This is a genomic window from Mesorhizobium sp. M0968, from assembly GCF_040319065.1.
Taxonomy (GTDB): Bacteria; Pseudomonadota; Alphaproteobacteria; order Rhizobiales; family Rhizobiaceae; genus Mesorhizobium.
Genome location: NZ_JAMYNL010000008.1, coordinates 186967 through 202474, shown reverse-complemented (window position 1 = coordinate 202474; position 15508 = coordinate 186967). Strand labels below are relative to the sequence as shown.

At 63.3% G+C, this 15508-nt stretch carries 15 protein-coding genes; 12 read left to right on the top strand and 3 right to left on the bottom strand.

Annotation, left to right across the window (positions count from 1 at the left end; translation table 11 throughout):
• Positions 1-39: 39 nt before the first annotated feature.
• Positions 40-807, top strand: coding sequence for a class II aldolase and adducin N-terminal domain-containing protein (locus tag NKH67_RS17060; RefSeq protein ID WP_352997694.1), 768 nt, complete (start codon positions 40-42; stop codon positions 805-807).
• Between the two features lie 22 nt (positions 808-829).
• Here the strand turns inward: NKH67_RS17060 and NKH67_RS17055 are convergent, their stop codons facing one another.
• Entirely contained in the window at positions 830-1462 is a 633-nt protein-coding gene (locus NKH67_RS17055) for an HAD family hydrolase (RefSeq protein WP_352997695.1), read from the bottom strand.
• Between the two features lie 361 nt (positions 1463-1823).
• Between NKH67_RS17055 and NKH67_RS17050 the strand changes: the two genes are divergently transcribed.
• Entirely contained in the window at positions 1824-2783 is a 960-nt protein-coding gene (locus tag NKH67_RS17050) for a sugar-binding transcriptional regulator (RefSeq protein ID WP_352701860.1), read from the top strand.
• A gap of 75 nt (positions 2784-2858) precedes the next feature.
• Here NKH67_RS17050 and NKH67_RS17045 read toward each other — a convergent pair whose 3' ends face one another.
• Positions 2859-3044: a hypothetical protein gene (locus tag NKH67_RS17045; protein WP_352996095.1), complete on the bottom strand. Its 186-nt coding sequence runs from the start codon at positions 3042-3044 to the stop codon at positions 2859-2861.
• Positions 3045-3154: 110 nt separating this feature from the next.
• Here NKH67_RS17045 and gcvA point away from each other — a divergent pair, with 110 nt between their 5' ends.
• From gcvA to NKH67_RS17000, 9 genes are all read left to right on the top strand, one after another.
• Entirely contained in the window at positions 3155-4066 is a 912-nt protein-coding gene (gene gcvA, locus NKH67_RS17040) for a transcriptional regulator GcvA (protein WP_292662413.1), read from the top strand.
• A gap of 212 nt (positions 4067-4278) precedes the next feature.
• Positions 4279-5589, top strand: coding sequence for an ABC transporter substrate-binding protein (locus tag NKH67_RS17035; protein ID WP_353031372.1), 1311 nt, complete (start codon positions 4279-4281; stop codon positions 5587-5589).
• Positions 5590-5703: 114 nt separating this feature from the next.
• Positions 5704-6576 carry a carbohydrate ABC transporter permease gene (locus NKH67_RS17030; RefSeq protein ID WP_031195183.1) on the top strand — a complete coding sequence of 291 codons (873 nt, stop codon included), beginning with the start codon at positions 5704-5706 and terminating at the stop codon, positions 6574-6576.
• 207 nt (positions 6577-6783) lie between these two features.
• Complete coding sequence (locus tag NKH67_RS17025) at positions 6784-7608, top strand: carbohydrate ABC transporter permease (RefSeq protein WP_023676992.1); 825 nt, start codon at positions 6784-6786, stop codon at positions 7606-7608.
• A gap of 51 nt (positions 7609-7659) precedes the next feature.
• Positions 7660-8664, top strand: a complete 1005-nt coding sequence (locus NKH67_RS17020; protein ID WP_023676991.1) for an ABC transporter ATP-binding protein — start codon at positions 7660-7662, stop codon at positions 8662-8664.
• Positions 8661-9431, top strand: coding sequence for an L-iditol 2-dehydrogenase (locus NKH67_RS17015; RefSeq protein ID WP_352769561.1), 771 nt, complete (start codon positions 8661-8663; stop codon positions 9429-9431). The genes NKH67_RS17020 and NKH67_RS17015 overlap by 4 nt, the downstream gene beginning before the upstream one ends.
• A 71-nt stretch (positions 9432-9502) precedes the next feature.
• Complete coding sequence (locus NKH67_RS17010) at positions 9503-10981, top strand: mannitol dehydrogenase family protein (RefSeq protein ID WP_353031370.1); 1479 nt, start codon at positions 9503-9505, stop codon at positions 10979-10981.
• 15 nt (positions 10982-10996) lie between these two features.
• The gene (locus tag NKH67_RS17005) at positions 10997-11680 is read left to right on the top strand and encodes an HAD family hydrolase (RefSeq protein WP_352472386.1); all 684 of its coding nucleotides are present in this window, start codon (positions 10997-10999) and stop codon (positions 11678-11680) included.
• Positions 11677-13263 (top strand): FGGY-family carbohydrate kinase, encoded by a 1587-nt coding sequence (locus NKH67_RS17000; protein WP_353031368.1) that lies wholly within the window; start codon positions 11677-11679, stop codon positions 13261-13263. The genes NKH67_RS17005 and NKH67_RS17000 overlap by 4 nt, the downstream gene beginning before the upstream one ends.
• 13 nt (positions 13264-13276) lie before the next feature.
• Here the strand turns inward: NKH67_RS17000 and NKH67_RS16995 are convergent, their stop codons facing one another.
• The gene (locus NKH67_RS16995; protein ID WP_352682424.1) at positions 13277-13858 is read right to left on the bottom strand and encodes a histidine phosphatase family protein; all 582 of its coding nucleotides are present in this window, start codon (positions 13856-13858) and stop codon (positions 13277-13279) included.
• A gap of 232 nt (positions 13859-14090) precedes the next feature.
• Here NKH67_RS16995 and NKH67_RS16990 point away from each other — a divergent pair, with 232 nt between their 5' ends.
• Positions 14091-15494: an MATE family efflux transporter gene (locus NKH67_RS16990; RefSeq protein WP_352615069.1), complete on the top strand. Its 1404-nt coding sequence runs from the start codon at positions 14091-14093 to the stop codon at positions 15492-15494.
• The last annotated feature ends 14 nt before the right edge of the window (positions 15495-15508 follow it).

Genomic DNA, 15508 nt, shown 5'->3' with positions numbered 1-15508 from the left:
AGCCGCGCGGCATCCTTGCTTCTTTCACGGAGGTTTACGATGAGCATCACGCGCCTGCAGAAGGAAGTGCTGACCAACCTGGCGTTCTATGAGGAGCGCGTCGATCTGGCTTGCGCCTTCCGCTGGACGGCGCGGCTTAACATGCATGAGGCGGTGGCCAATCATTTTTCGCTGGCGGTCAACGACGATGGCTCGCAATTCCTGATGAACCCTAACCAGGTGCATTTCTCGCGCATCAAGGCGAGCGATCTGCTTCTGATCGACGCCAATGATCCCGACACGCTGGTCGGCCCGAATGCGCCTGACCCGACGGCGTGGGGCCTGCATGGTGCCATCCATCGCAACGTGCGTCATGCGCGCTGCGTCATGCATGTTCACTCGATCCACGCCACCGTGCTTGCCTCGCTCGCCGACTCGACGCTGCCGCCGGTCGACCAGAACTCGGCGATCTTCTTCAACCGCCATGTCGTCGACGCTCATTATGGCGGGCTGGCCTTCGAGGAAGAGGGCGAGCGCTGCTCCCAGCTTCTTGTCGACCCGAAGGTCAAGGTGATGGTGATGGGCAACCATGGCGTGCTGGTCATCGGCGACAGCGTCGCCGACACCTTCAACCGCATGTTCTATTTCGAGCGCGCCGCCGAAACCTATATCAAGGCGCTGTGGACCGGCCGGCCGCTGCGGGTACTGTCGGATGAGATCGCGGAGAAAGCGGCAACGGAACAGGAAGACTATCCCGGCCAGGCCGAGCGCCACCTTTCCGAACTGAAGGCGATCCTCGACGAGCAGGAGCCTGCCTACCGGAGTTGAGGGCGGTCCCGCCGGGGCTGGCTTAAAGCCCGAGTTCGGCCCGCAATTCAGCGGCGCTGTTAATGACGATCGCGCCGGGCGGCCCCTCCATCGGCGCCTCCGGCCAGAAGATCGTCCTCATCCTTGCCGCCAGCCCGGCCGTGGCGCCGGTCACGCTGTCGTCGACCGCCACGGCCTCGGCGGGATCGACGTCGGCCAACCAGGCGGCGCGCAGGAAAGGTTCGGCATGCGGCTTGCCTTCACGCACGTCGTTGCGGCTGACCGTCTTCATGCCGGGATATACGAGGCCTACGGCGCGCAGATTGGCATCGACGATCAGTCTGTCCGAGTTGGACACCACCGCTTGCGGCACGCCAAGCGCGCGCAGCTCATTGAAAATCTCGATCGCGCCGGTGCGTGGCGTCAGCGTTTCGGCCATCGGCAGATAGTGATCGTATTTGCGCACGATCCAGTCGTCGAAAGGCAGGTCGAGGCCGAACTCGTCGCGCAGCATTTCGTAGACCGGCCATGCGGCGATGCCGAGCACGCGCTCATGCAGGTCGGCCGGCGGCGCGATGCCGACGCTGTGCAGCGCCGCAATCAGCGCCGCCTCGTGCAGCGGCTCGCTGTCGACCAGCGTGCCGTCCATATCCCAGAAAACCGCTTTCGGTGTCATGCAAGGCTCCATTCTCAAAAAATTCCTTAAAGCGTTTAGCGCGCGAGATAAACCGCCGTGTCCCCGCTAATCCATGTCGCGCAAAGTGTGCAGCGGTTTTGCGATGACGACATGCATAAAAAGGAACCTAAAACGCGTCGCATGAGGCCGATCGAACGCAACGCGCTTTAGAACCGGGATTGGTGCGACCTCGACAGCCTTGCTGTTGCAACGAGACTGGGTCGACCTGTCACTTCGCTCCAAACACCCAAGTTTCATCACTAAGCAATTGCTCTTACAATAGGCAATTGCGCGCAAGTTCATTCCCTGCGAAACTACTGCGCTCCGCCTCTTATGCTCGGCGGGGTTGGGAGGCAGGAACTTGAATTCGCGGCAGGACAGCGGCGGCAACAGGCTGGACGACGCGGCGCGTGCCGGCTGGCTCTATTATGTCGCAGGCAACACCCAGGACCAGATCGCCGCCACGCTTGGCATCTCGCGGCAGACGGCGCAGCGGCTGGTGTCGCTCGCAGTCTCCGAAGGGCTGATCAAGGTGCGCGTCGACCACCCGATCGCCAATTGCCTCGACCTTGCGGCACGGCTGAAATCGCGCTTTGCGCTTGATCTGGTCGAGGTGGTGCCGAGCGACCCTTCTTCTTCCTCCACCGTCATCGGCGTCGCCGAGGCGGCGGCGGCCGAGATCGAACGGCGGCTGCGGTCGCGGGGGCCGATCGTCATGGCGATCGGCACCGGCCGCACACTGAAGGCCGCGATCGAGCAACTGCCGCCGATGGAATGCCCGCAGCACAAAGTGGTGTCACTGACCGGCAACATCTCGCCGGACGGCTCGGCGGCCTTCTACAACGTTATCTTCACCATGGCCGACAGGGTCAAGGCGCGTTCGTTTCCGATGCCTTTGCCGGTCATCGCTTCCTCGCCCGAGGAGCGCGAGATGCTGCTCAGCCAGCCGATGATCCAGCCGACGCTGGCGCTTGCGGCCGAGGCCGACGTCACCTTTGTCGGCATCGGCGATCTCGGCCCGAAGGCGCCGCTTTACGAGGACGGCTTCATTTCGGAGGGTGAATTAAAGGCGCTGCAGAAGGCCGGCGGCGTCGCCGAGATCGTCGGCTGGGTATTCGATCGTGACGGCCGCATGATCGAGGGCATCACCAATGATCGAGTGTCGTCGGCACCGCTGCCGTCGCGCGAAAAGTCGCTGGTGATCGCGCTTGCCATGGGCGACCGCAAGCTGCCGGGCATCTTCGCCGCCGTCAACCGGCGGCTGGTCAACGGCCTCATCACCGATGAGCGGACCGCCGCCGCCTTGCTGGCGGGCGCATGATCTCCGAGCCGCTGGCGGTCGGAAACGATCACGTGAAATCGAAACGCATCTGAATCCCCGATAAAGCGAGCGTCACTACTGGTGCCGGCCGCAAGGATCGTTGCCGTCGAGAAAGCCCATGTCGCGCTGCAGATGCGGCGGCAGCTCCCGGACGTCGAGATAGGCCCGTTTCCGCGCCGCGTGGCTTGCCAATCCCCGCGCCAGCCGTGAAAACCAGCCATGGGCTGGAGCAAGAAGCAGCTTTTCCTGTATTGTGGTCATGATCGTCAGCCTTCGCTATCTCTAGGCGTAATTGATCTTCAATACGGAATATCGGTAGGACCGGCCGGTGCCGCCAATCAAACATCGATCACTGCCCATAAGGAGGGCTTATGCCGGAGCTCAATTCACGACAGCTGGTTTCGCAGCTTCCTCCGCTTCAGGCGATCCGGGTGTTCGAGGCGGTGGCGCGGCATCTCTCGTTCACCAAGGCCGCCCAGGAGCTTGGGATGACGCAGGCGGCGGCAAGCTATCAGATCAAGCTTCTGGAGGAGCGCATCGGCGCGCCCCTGTTCTTGCGCCAGCCAAAACAGATCGTGCTGACCGAACCCGGCCAGCGCCTGGCGCCCGCGGTCAGCGAGGCGTTCGCGCTGTTGAGCGGCGCCTATGCCGCCGCGCGCACCGGCGCCGATGGCGTGCTTTGCGTTTCGACGCTGCTGACATTTGCCTCCAATTGGCTGGCGCAGCATCTCGGTTCATTCCAGGTCGCGCATCCGTCGCTGGCGGTGCGCGTCGATACTTCGAACAGGGTCGTCGACTTTGCCAGAGAGGATATCGACATCGCCATCCGCTCCGGCGGCGGCAACTGGCCGGGCGTCGAGACCCATATGCTTTTCAGGGCCGATTTCACGCCGGTCCTTAGTCCAAAGCTCGCGGCAAGCATCGGCGGCGTCAAGGAGCCGGCCGACCTGCTGCGGCTGCCGATCCTCGACCCGGGTGACATCTGGTGGCGGGACTGGTTTGCCGCCGCCGGCCTGCCGGTCGAAGAGCTGGCCAAGCGTCCCGGCACCAGCATGGGCGCGCAGGCCTACGAGGCCAATGCCGCGATTGCCGGCCACGGCGTGGCGATCGTTACCAAGGCGCTGTTCAAGACCGAACTTGCCGACGGCCGCCTGATCCAGCCCTTTGATCTGGTCGGTGACGACGGCCACGCCTATTGGCTGGTCTATCCGACGGCACGACGCAACGTGCCGAAGATCCGCGCCTTCCGCGATTGGATCCTGAGCGAGATCGCTTGCCAGTAGGCTGAATCCCAGCAAGCCCGAGCAAAGCGCCGGGCCCAATCAGCCCGGCCGAATCCTTCGTCAGACATGCCGCAAACGTCCCAGGCTTGCCGCTGCACAAGACCCGGCGTGCTGCGCTGCAGCAACGAATCCGTCTTGACATAATTCATCGCAAGTGAGTAATTGCTCACAGCCAAGGCAAATGCTCATCTTGGTTTATGGGAGGAATTTTGATGAAACTTCGCACGTTCACCCTAGGCCTGTTCTCGGCCAGCGCCCTCGCTTTCGCCGCGCATGCCGAATCCATCACCATCGCCACGGTCAACAATGGCGACATGGTCCGCATGCAGAAGCTGACCGACGACTTCACCGCCAAGAATCCCGACGTCCAGCTGCAGTGGGTCACGCTCGAGGAAAACGTCCTGCGCGAGCGCGTCACCACCGACATCGCCACCAAGGGTGGCCAGTACGACGTGATGACCATCGGCACCTATGAAGTGCCGATCTGGGCCAAGCAGAACTGGCTCTTGCCGCTCGACAAGCTCGGCGACGATTACGACGTCAAGGACATCATCCCGGCCATAGCCGGCGGCCTGTCGGTCGACGGCAAGCTCTACGCAGCCCCGTTCTACGGCGAAAGCTCCTTCGTCATGTACCGCAAGGACCTGATGGACAAGGCCGGGCTCAAGATGCCCGATGCACCGACCTGGGACTTCATCAAGCAGGCCGCCGACAAGATGACCGACCGCGCCAACGGCGTGAACGGCGTCTGCCTGCGCGGCAAGGCCGGCTGGGGCGAGAACATGGCCTTCCTGACCGCCATGTCGAACTCATTCGGCGCGCGCTGGTTCGACGAGAACTGGAAGCCGCAATTCGACCAGCCCGAATGGAAGAACACGCTGCAGTTCTATGTCGACCTGATGAAGGCCGACGGCCCCGAGGGCGCGTCGTCCAACGGCTTCAACGAAAACCTTGCGTTGTTCCAGCAGGGCAAATGCGGCATGTGGATCGACGCTACCGTCGCTGCCTCCTTCGTTTCCGACCCGAAGAATTCCACCGTCGCCGACAAGGTCGGCTATGCGCTGGCGCCGGACAATGGCCTCGGCAAGCGCGGCAATTGGCTGTGGGCATGGTCGCTAGCCATCCCCGCCGGCACGCAGAAGGCCGACGCCGCTCAAAAGTTCGTATCCTGGGCAACCAGCAAGCACTATGCCGAGCTCGTCGCCTCGAAGGAAGGCTGGGCCAACGTTCCGCCGGGAACGCGCTCGTCGCTCTATGCCAATCCCGAATACCAGAAGGCAGCACCTTTCGCCAAGATGACGCTGGACTCGATCAACTCCGCCGATCCGACGCACCCAACCGTCAAGCCGGTGCCTTATGTCGGCGTCCAGTTCGTCGCCATTCCTGAGTTCCAGGGTCTCGGCACCACCGTCGGCCAGCTCTTCTCGGCGGCACTTGCCGGCCAGTCGAGCGTCGACGATGCCTTGAAGCAGGCGCAGGACGCCGCCACCGCGACGATGACCGAGGGCGGTTACATCAAGTAAGCTCCTCCCGATGCCGGTTGCCAATGGCGACCGGCAACGGCCGCCCGAATCCCAGTTCGGGCGGCCAGCTTTCACACCGCTGAAAAAATTGGCCGACCTCGAAGGGTGACCGTCATGGCTACTCAGCAGACCCGTTCGCTTGCCCGTTTCATGATGGCGCCATCCGTGGTGCTGCTGCTGGTCTGGATGATTGTGCCGCTGGCATTCACGCTGTGGTTTTCCTTCCAGCAATACAACCCGCTCAATCCGATGCGCGACGGCTTCGTCGGGTTTTCGAACTACGCGCTGTTCTATTCCAACCCGGCATTCCTGCAGTCGATCCTCAACACGCTCACCATCGTCGTCAGCGTGCTTTTGATCACGGTGATCGGCGGTATTCTGCTCGCCCTTCTGCTCGATCAGCCGATGTGGGGACAGGGCATCGTCCGCATCCTTGTCATCTCGCCGTTCTTCGTCATGCCACCGGTGGCAGCACTGGTCTGGAAGAACATGATCATGCATCCGCAGTACGGGGTTTTCGCCGATATTGCGCGCTTCTTCGGCGGGCAGCCGATCGATTGGTTCGGGCAGCACCCGCTCCTGGCGATCATCATCATCGTTGCCTGGCAATGGCTGCCGTTTGCTACGCTGATCCTGTTGACCGCGCTTCAGTCGCTCGACGGCGAGCAGAAGGAAGCCGCCGAAATGGACGGCGCCGGCTTCATCAGCCGCTTCATCTATTTGACGCTGCCTCATATGTCGCGCGCCATAACCGTCGTTATCCTGATCCAGACGATCTTCCTGCTGTCGGTCTATGCCGAGATCCTCGTTACCACCAATGGCGGCCCGGGTTACGCCTCCACCAACCTGCCCTTCCTCGTCTATCAGAAGGCATTGCTGGAGTTCAAAATCGGCCAGGCGTCCGCCGGCGGTATCATTGCCGTCATTCTCGCCAACATCGTTGCCTTCTTCGCCATGCGCGCCGTCGGCAAGAACCTGGATAAATAAGGGAGGATAAGATGGCACGTGCGCTGAACCACCCCCACTCCGTCCCGCTGCGCGGGACACCTCTCCCCCTGCCCGGGGTAGAGGAAAGGCCTGCATCGAAACCGCGCCCTTCCTCTACCCCCTCGATCGGGGGAGAGGTGATTTGCGCAGCAAACCGGAGTGGGGGTCGACCCTGCCGCCAACATCGCCGATAGGGAGGACCTGACCATGGCACGTGCAGTCACCACCCAACACAAGACGATTGCTACCGCGGCAGCCTGGATCGTCGCGCTGCTGATCTTCTTCCCGATCCTCTATACGATCATCACCTCGTTCAAGTCGGAGCAGGAGGCCATCCAGGGCTTCAACCTGTTCCCGTCGGGAACCACGGAGAGCTATTCCGAGGTCCAGGCGCAGAACGGCTATTTCAAATTCTTCCTGAACTCGGTGTTCCTGTCGGTCGGCTCGACCATCCTGGCTCTGCTCGTCGCCATACCGGCGGCATGGTCGATGGCGTTTTCGCCGGGCAAACGCACCAAGGACATCCTGATGTGGATGCTTTCCACCAAGATGATGCCGGCCGTCGCCGTTCTGTTTCCGATCTATCTGATCTTCCGCGATACCGGTCTGCTCGACAGCCGCATCGGCCTGATGGTCATGCTGATGCTGATCAACCTGCCGATCGTGGTCTGGATGCTCTACACCTATTTTCGCGAGATCCCGGGCGAGATCCTGGAAGCGGCGCGCATGGACGGCGCATCGCTGTGGAACGAGATAATTTACGTGCTGACGCCGATGGCGGTCCCCGGCATCGCCTCGACCATGCTGCTCAACATCATTCTCGCCTGGAACGAGGCGTTCTGGACGATCCGGCTGACCACCACCGAGGCCGCGCCGCTCACCGCTTTCATCAGCTCCTTCTCCAGCCCGCAGGGGCTGTTCTGGGCCAAGCTTTCGGCCGCCTCGACGCTGGCGATCGCGCCGATCCTGATCATGGGCTGGTTCAGCCAGAAGCAGTTGGTTCGAGGCCTGACATTCGGTGCGGTAAAGTAGCGGGCATTGCCTGACGCAAAACGAAAAGATAGCCCTTCGGGGGAGGAAACCATGGGAAACATCACGCTCAAGAACGTCTCCAAATCCTTCGGGGCGACGTCCATCATCCCCGGCCTCGATCTGGTCATCGAGGACGGAGAGTTCGTCGTCTTCGTCGGCCCGTCGGGCTGCGGCAAATCCACCCTGTTGCGTCTGATCGCCGGCCTCGAGGACACCAGCGGCGGCACCATCATCATCGATGGTCGCGACGTCACCGGCGAGGCGCCGGCCAAGCGCAAGCTGGCTATGGTGTTCCAGTCCTATGCGCTCTACCCGCACATGACGGTGGCCAAGAACATCGCCTTCCCGCTGAAGATGGCGGGCGAGGACCAGGCGACCATCGACAAGAAGGTGAAGGACGCCGCGCGGATCCTGAACCTCACCAACTACCTCGACCGCCGCCCCGGCCAGCTCTCCGGCGGCCAGCGGCAGCGCGTCGCCATCGGCCGCGCCATCGTGCGCCAGCCGTCGGCCTTCCTGTTCGACGAGCCTTTGTCCAATCTCGACGCGGCGCTGCGCGGTACCATGCGGCTGGAGATCAGCGAGCTGCATCACCAGCTCAAGACCACCATGGTCTACGTCACCCACGACCAGATCGAGGCGATGACCATGGCCGACAAGATCGTCGTGCTCAATGCCGGCAATATCGAGCAGGTCGGCTCGCCGATGGAGCTCTATAAGACGCCGAAGAACCTGTTCGTCGCCGGCTTCATAGGTTCGCCGAAGATGAACCTGATCGAAGGCGCGCCGGCCGCCAAATATGGCGCCAAGACAGTCGGCATCCGCCCGGAGCATATGAACATTTCGAAGACGTCAGGCGACTGGAAGGCGACGGTCGGGGTTGCCGAGCATCTCGGCTCCGACACGTTTTTGCACGTCCAGGCGGATGGTGTCGGGCAGCTGACGGTGCGTGCCGACGGCGAGTTGGCCGCCCATCACGGCGACACAATCTACCTGACGCCGGAAAAGGCCAAGCTGCATCGTTTCGGCGCCGACGGGAAGGCGATGCTGCAATGAGGCTCCGGGGTAAATCGGCGCTGATTACCGGATCGGCGCGCGGCATCGGCAGGGCGTTTGCCGAAGCCTACATGCGCGAAGGGGCGACGGTCGCGATTGGCGACATCAATCTCGAAGCCGCCGAGAAGACGGCTTCGGAAATCGGCCGCAACGCCTACGCGGTAAAGCTCGACGTCACCGATCTCGCGTCTATCGATGAGGCCGTCAAGGCGGTCGAAGCCAGGGCCGGCGGCCTCGATATCTTGATCAACAACGCTGCTTTGTTCGACCTGGCGCCGATCGTCGAGATCACCAAGACAAGCTACGACAAATTGTTTTCGGTCAACGTCGCCGGCACGCTGTTTACGCTGCAGGCCGCCGCCCGTTCGATGATTGCCCGGGGCAAGGGCGGCAAGATCATCAACATGGCAAGCCAGGCCGGGCGCCGCGGCGAGGCGCTGGTCGCCGTCTACTGCGCCACCAAGGCGGCGATCATCTCACTCACCCAGTCGGCAGGGCTCGACCTGATCAAACACCGCATCAACGTCAATGCCATCGCCCCGGGTGTCGTCGACGGCGAGCATTGGGACCATGTCGATGCATTGTTCGCGAAGTTCGAGAACCGGCCGAGGGGCGAGAAGAAGAGGCTGGTCGGCGAAGCCGTGCCTTATGGCCGCATGGGCACGGCGCAAGACCTCACCGGCATGGCGGTGTTCCTGGCCAGCGATGAGGCCGAGTACATCGTCGCCCAGACCTATAATGTCGATGGCGGCCAGTGGATGAGTTGAGGGGGCGAAGGCGCTCTTCCCCCCGTCTCCTCCGCGGGGGGAAGAGCCGTCCCGCTAAAGGGTAAAAGCAGATGACCGTGAAACTCTCTTCTTCCATCCTCGCCAAGCTGCCGCCCAAGGTCGCCGGCCCGAAATATGATCGCGCCGCGCTCAAGGCCGGCATCGTGCATTTCGGCGTCGGCAATTTCCATCGCTCGCACCAGGCCGTCTATCTCGACGACCTGTTCAATTCGGGTGTCGGCCACGACTGGGCCATTGTTGGCGCCGGCGTCTTCGAGGGCGAGAAGGTCGGCCGCGGCAAGTTGCAGGAGCAGGACTGGCTGACCACCGTGGTCGAGCAGGACAGCAGCCATATGAGCGCGCGCGTCACCGGCGTCATGATCGACTTCCTGGTGCCGGGCGATGCGGCCGCAATCGTCGAGCGGCTTGCCGATCCGGCGATCAAGATCGTCTCCCTGACCATTACCGAGGGCGGCTATTTCATCGATCCGGCATCCGGCGTCTTCAATCCGACACATCCCGACATCGTTGCCGACGCTGAGCCGGGGGCGACGCCGAAGACCGTCTTCGGCCTCGTCCTCGCCGGGCTGCTGCGCCGCCGCGCCGACGGTATCGTGCCCTTCACAATCATGTCCTGCGACAACATCCCCCATAACGGCCACGTCACCTCAGATGGCGTCATCGGCCTTGCGCGGCTGATCGACGAAGGTTTGGCAAACTGGGTGAGCGAGAACGTTGCCTTTCCCAATGGCATGGTCGACCGCATCACGCCGGCCACCACCGACCGCGAGCGCGGCATTCTCTCCAGTGAGTTCGGCCTCGACGACAATTGGCCGGTGTTTTGCGAACCGTTCAAGCAATGGGTGCTGGAGGACCGTTTCACCGACGGCCGCCCGCCGCTGGAAAAGGTCGGCGTGCAGTTCGTCAGCGACGTCGCGCCCTATGAGCTGATGAAGATCCGCATCCTCAATGGCGGCCATGCGACCATCGCCTATCCGGCCGGGCTGATGGACATCCATTTCGTCCATGAGGCGATGCAGGAGCCGCTGGTCCGCGGCTTCCTCGACAAGCTCGAGCATGACGAAATCATCCCGACCGTGCCGCCGGTTCCGGACACCGACCTCGAAGATTACTACCAGCTCATCGAGCACCGCTTCTCCAATCCGAAGATCGGCGACACCATACGCCGGCTTTGCCTCGACGGCTCCAACCGCCAGCCGAAATTCATCATCCCGACCATCGCCGACCGGCTGAAGGCTGGCAAAAGTGTCACCGGCCTTGCGCTGGAATCGGCGCTCTGGTGTCGCTACTGCTTCGGCACGACGGATTCCGGTGCCGTCACCGAGCCCAACGACCCGAACTGGGGCCGGTTGCAGGCGACGGCCAAGGCGGCCAGGGACATGCCTGCCGCCTGGCTTGCCATGGAGGACATCTATGGCGATGTCGGCCGCTCGCCGCCGTTCGCTGAAGCCTTCGGCCAAGCGCTGAGACTGCTGTGGGCGGACGGCGCGCGCGCGACACTGACGCGCTATCTCGCCGGCGACCTCTGAAGCCGATCCAGCGCGATGACGCCTGAACTGGTCATTTTCGACTGTGACGGCGTGCTGGTGGACAGTGAGATGCTGTCCGTCTCGGCATTGCTGGAGATGATCGCGCTTGCCGGTGGCAACGTCAGCGAGGACATTGCCTACGAGCACTTCCTCGGCAAGAGCATGAAGAGCGTCCGCGAAATCCTCGCAATCGACTTCGGGCTCGATCTCACCGAGCAGCATCTGACCGAGATGCGCTCCGAACTGATGCGCAGATTCCGCGATGAGCTGAAACCGATGCCAGGTATCGCACAGGTCCTGCCGAGGCTCGGCGTACCGTGCTGCGTCGCCTCCTCCGGCACCCTGGAACGCATCCGCTATGCGCTCGACGTCACCGGGTTGCTTGGGCTGCTGGAGCCGCATTTGTTCAGCGCCGCCATGGTGGCGCGGGGCAAACCGGCGCCCGATCTCTTTCTCCATGCAGCAGATAAAATGAGAGCGGCCCCGCGAAACTGTCTCGTCGTCGAGGACAGCCCGGCCGGCATCGAAGCGGCGCGGGCGGCCGGCATGCGCGTCCTTGCCTTCACCGGCGGCTCGCACACCGGCAACCCGGCATTGAAAGCGCGGCTTGCGTCGAGTGAGCCGGACTTTATATTCGCTGACATGCTGCAATTGCCCGATCTGATTGCAGGCCTGGGAGCGAGAGCAAGAACACCTTGACCAACAGTTTCGTTTGCGCGGTCGATGTCGGCACCGGAAGCGCTCGTGCCGGCATTCTCGACACCGGTGGCGCCTTGCTCGGCCGCGCCGAGCACCCGATCGCCATGCAACAGCCGAAGGCCGACCATGCCGAGCACGATTCGCAGGATATATGGTCGGCGGTGTGCATGGCCGTCCGCGCTGCCCGCGAAAAGGCGGGCGTGCGGGCCGAGGATATCGTCGGCATCTCCTTTGATGCCACCTGCTCGCTGGTGGTGCGAGACCGGCATGGCGGCCAGCTCAGCGTGTCCGTCACTGGTGAAAGGCGCTGGGACACCATTGTCTGGCTCGACCATCGCGCAATTGCCGAGGCCGACGAATGCACTGAAAGCGGCCACGCTGTGCTCGACTATATCGGCGGCGTCATGTCGCCGGAAATGGAGACGCCGAAGCTGATGTGGCTGAAGCGCAACCTGCCCGGAACATGGAACGAAGCCGGCTATCTATTCGACCTCACCGACTTCCTCACCTGGAAGGCAAGCGGCTCGCTCTCCCGTTCACAATGCACGCTGACCGCCAAATGGACCTATCTAGCCCATGACGCGACCGGCTGGCGGCGCGACTTCTTCGAAGCCGTCGGGCTCGGCGATATCTTTGAGCACGGCAACCTGCCGGAAAAGGCAAGCCCGGTCGGTGCCGATATCGGCCCGCTCGGCGCGCAAGCCGCGACGGAGCTTGGCCTCACCGAAAAATGCCGGGTCGGCGCCGGCGTCATCGATGCCTATGCCGGCGCGCTTGGCGTGCTCGGCGGTTTCGCCGGTGACGCGACGAACATCGGCCGCCATCTGGCCCTGATTGCCGGTACGTCGAGCTGCGTCATGGCGATGTCGCCCGATCCGCAGCCTTTCGCCGGTGTCTGGGGCCCATATTATGGCGCAGCCCTTCCCGGCCTGTGGCTGTCGGAAGGTGGCCAGTCGGCCACCGGCGCGCTGCTCGACCACATCATCCGCTGGCATGGCGCCGGCGGCGAGCCGGATGCCGCCATGCATGCCAGGATTGCCCACCGCGTCGCCGAGCTGCGCGCCGCCGAGGGCGACAACCTCGCCGCAAGGCTGCACGTGCTGCCCGATTTTCACGGCAACCGCTCCCCGCTCGCCGACCCGCATGCCGTCGGCGTCATCAGCGGGCTGACGCTGGATGCCTCCTTCGACAGTCTGTGCAAGCTCTACTGGCGCACCGCCGTCAGCGTCGCGCTTGGCGTCCGTCATGTGCTGGAAGCGCTGAACGAGAACGGCTATCTGATCGACACGCTGCACGTCACCGGCGGCCACACCAAGAACCCGCTGTTGATGGAGCTCTATGCCGATGCCACCGGCTGCACGGTGGTCGAGCCGCTGGCGGACGAGGCGGTGCTGCTCGGCACCGGCATGATTGCCGCCACCGCGGCTAGGCTTTTTCCCGATTTGAACGCTGCCTGCGTCGCCATGCAACAGGGCGGCAGGACGCGAGAGCCCAATCCGGCTGCCGCCGGCCGGTTCGATCGCGACTACCGCGTGTTTCTCGAAATGCACAGGCAAAGGCAGGCGCTGGACGCGATCCGATAAATCGGATCGGTTGCTATCTCTGGTTCCAGCGCCGGATGACCGGCTCGTCAAGGTCGTGCTCATAACCGAGCACGCTTATGCTGGCGGTATCCAGCACGAAAAACGCGCCGGCTTGCGGCGGCAGGCCGAGCCAGCGTGCGGCCAGCACTCTAAGGAAATGCGAGCTTGAGAAGACCAGGACATTGCTGCCGACCTCGCGCAACCGGCTGACGATCCGGTCCGCCCTCGAGCCGACATCCGTGGCGGACTCGCCGCTCGGGCAGCCGTCGCGAAAAAGACGCCAGCCGGGGCGCTCGGCGAGGATTTGCTTGGTGGTCAATCCCTCATAGGCACCATAATCCCACTCCGCCAGATCGTCCTTCTTCACGCCTGACGAGCCGAAGCCGGCCAGCGCACAGGTGTTGAAGGCGCGCTGCGACGGGCTCGACCACACCGCCGAGACGGAGAGGCCCTTGAGCCGCTCAGCGATCCGCCTTGCCGCTTCCTCGCCGGCCGGCGTCAGCGGTATGTCGGTTCGGCCGGTATGTTTTCCGGACGCACTCCATTCCGTCTCGCCATGCCGAACCAGATAGATTTCGGGAAACGTGCTCATCAGGCTGCCTTTCAAATGGATCTGCCGCGACCATAGCGGCTTCCATAGCCTCTCCAACAGCCTGCATGGAGCTGACTGGCTTAACCCTTCCGCAAGTCAGCCTCTTGCCACCGGTGCCTATTTCATAGACAAACTCGCCGTAATGCGGAATCCGGCCGATCATGGCCGTTTCCGCGCTGAGACGCGGCTTCCGGCTCTTGCCGACGTGCCGCAATCGGATAGGCGGAAAACTAGAATGTCTGCGATCGAAGCCGACGCTCGCGCGCCGGAAAACCTTTGGCGTCGGGAAATCAGGGCGATGCTGGCGCTCGCCTGGCCGATGGTGCTGACCAATCTCGGCCAGACCGCGATGACCGCTACCGACGTCATGATGATGGGACGGCTGGGGCCGGACACGCTGGCCAGTGGTGCGCTTGGTGCCAACCTCTACTTCATGCCGCTCATCTTCGGGCTCGGCCTGATGCTGGCGACCTCGCCGATGATGGCGACCGAGCTCGGCCGCCGTCGGCACTCGGTGCGCGACCTGCGCCGCACCGTGCGCCAGGGTCTGTGGCTGGCGATCCTCATTTGCATTCCGATATGGGCCCTTCTCTGGCACGGCGAGAGCGTGTTGCTGGCCATGGGTCAGGAACCGGCGTTGGCGCACCAGGCCGGCATCTATCTGCGCTGGCTCGAATGGGCGGTGCTGCCCTTTTTCGGCTACATCGTCCTGCGCTCGTTCATTTCGGCGCTGGAGCGGCCGGGCTGGGCACTGATCATCGTTTTCGTTGCCGTCGCCTGCAATGCCTTCTTCAACTGGCTGTTCATGTTCGGCAATCTCGGCATCCCTTCGATGGGCATCGCCGGCTCCGGCCTTGCCACCACTCTGTCCAGCACGCTGATGTTCGCCGGCATGGCGATGGTGGTGATGCTTGAGAAGAAGTTCCGGCGCTATCGTCTGTTCGGACGCTTCTGGCGCGCCGACTGGCCGCGCTTCAAGGGCCTGCTGCGGCTCGGCCTGCCGATCGCCGGCCTGCTGGCGTTCGAGGTGACGATCTTCAACGCGGCCGCCTTTCTCATGGGCCTGATCGATGCGGCTTCGCTTGCCGCCCATGCGATCGCCATCCAGATCGCCTCGGTCACCTTTATGGTGCCGCTCGGCCTCAACCAGGCGGTGACGGTGCGCGTCGGACTTGCCCACGGCGCCGGCAATCCGGAAGGTGTCAGCCGGGCTGGCTGGACCGCCTATGTCGTCGGTGTCTCCTTCATGGCGCTGATGGGGCTGGTGATGATCCTGTGGCCGCATCTCTTGATCGGCGCCTTCATCGATCTGGGCAATCCGGCTAATGCCGAGGTGGTGGCGCTTGCCGTCTCGTTCCTCGCCTTTGCTGCGCTGTTCCAGGTTTTTGACGGTGCGCAGGCGGTCGCCAGCGGCATGCTGCGCGGCCTGCACGACACCAAGGTGCCGATGATCTATGCCGCGATCGGCTATTGGGGCATCGGGCTGCCGCTCGGCGTGCTGCTGGCCTTTCGTTTCGGCTTCAACGGCGTCGGCATCTGGATCGGCCTGTCGTCGGGACTGGCGGTGGTTGCGGCACTCCTGCTGGTGCGCTGGCTGCGGCGTGACAGGATCGCGCCGCCGCTGGTATTCGGGCGTTGAATTGCTGGTCGCCC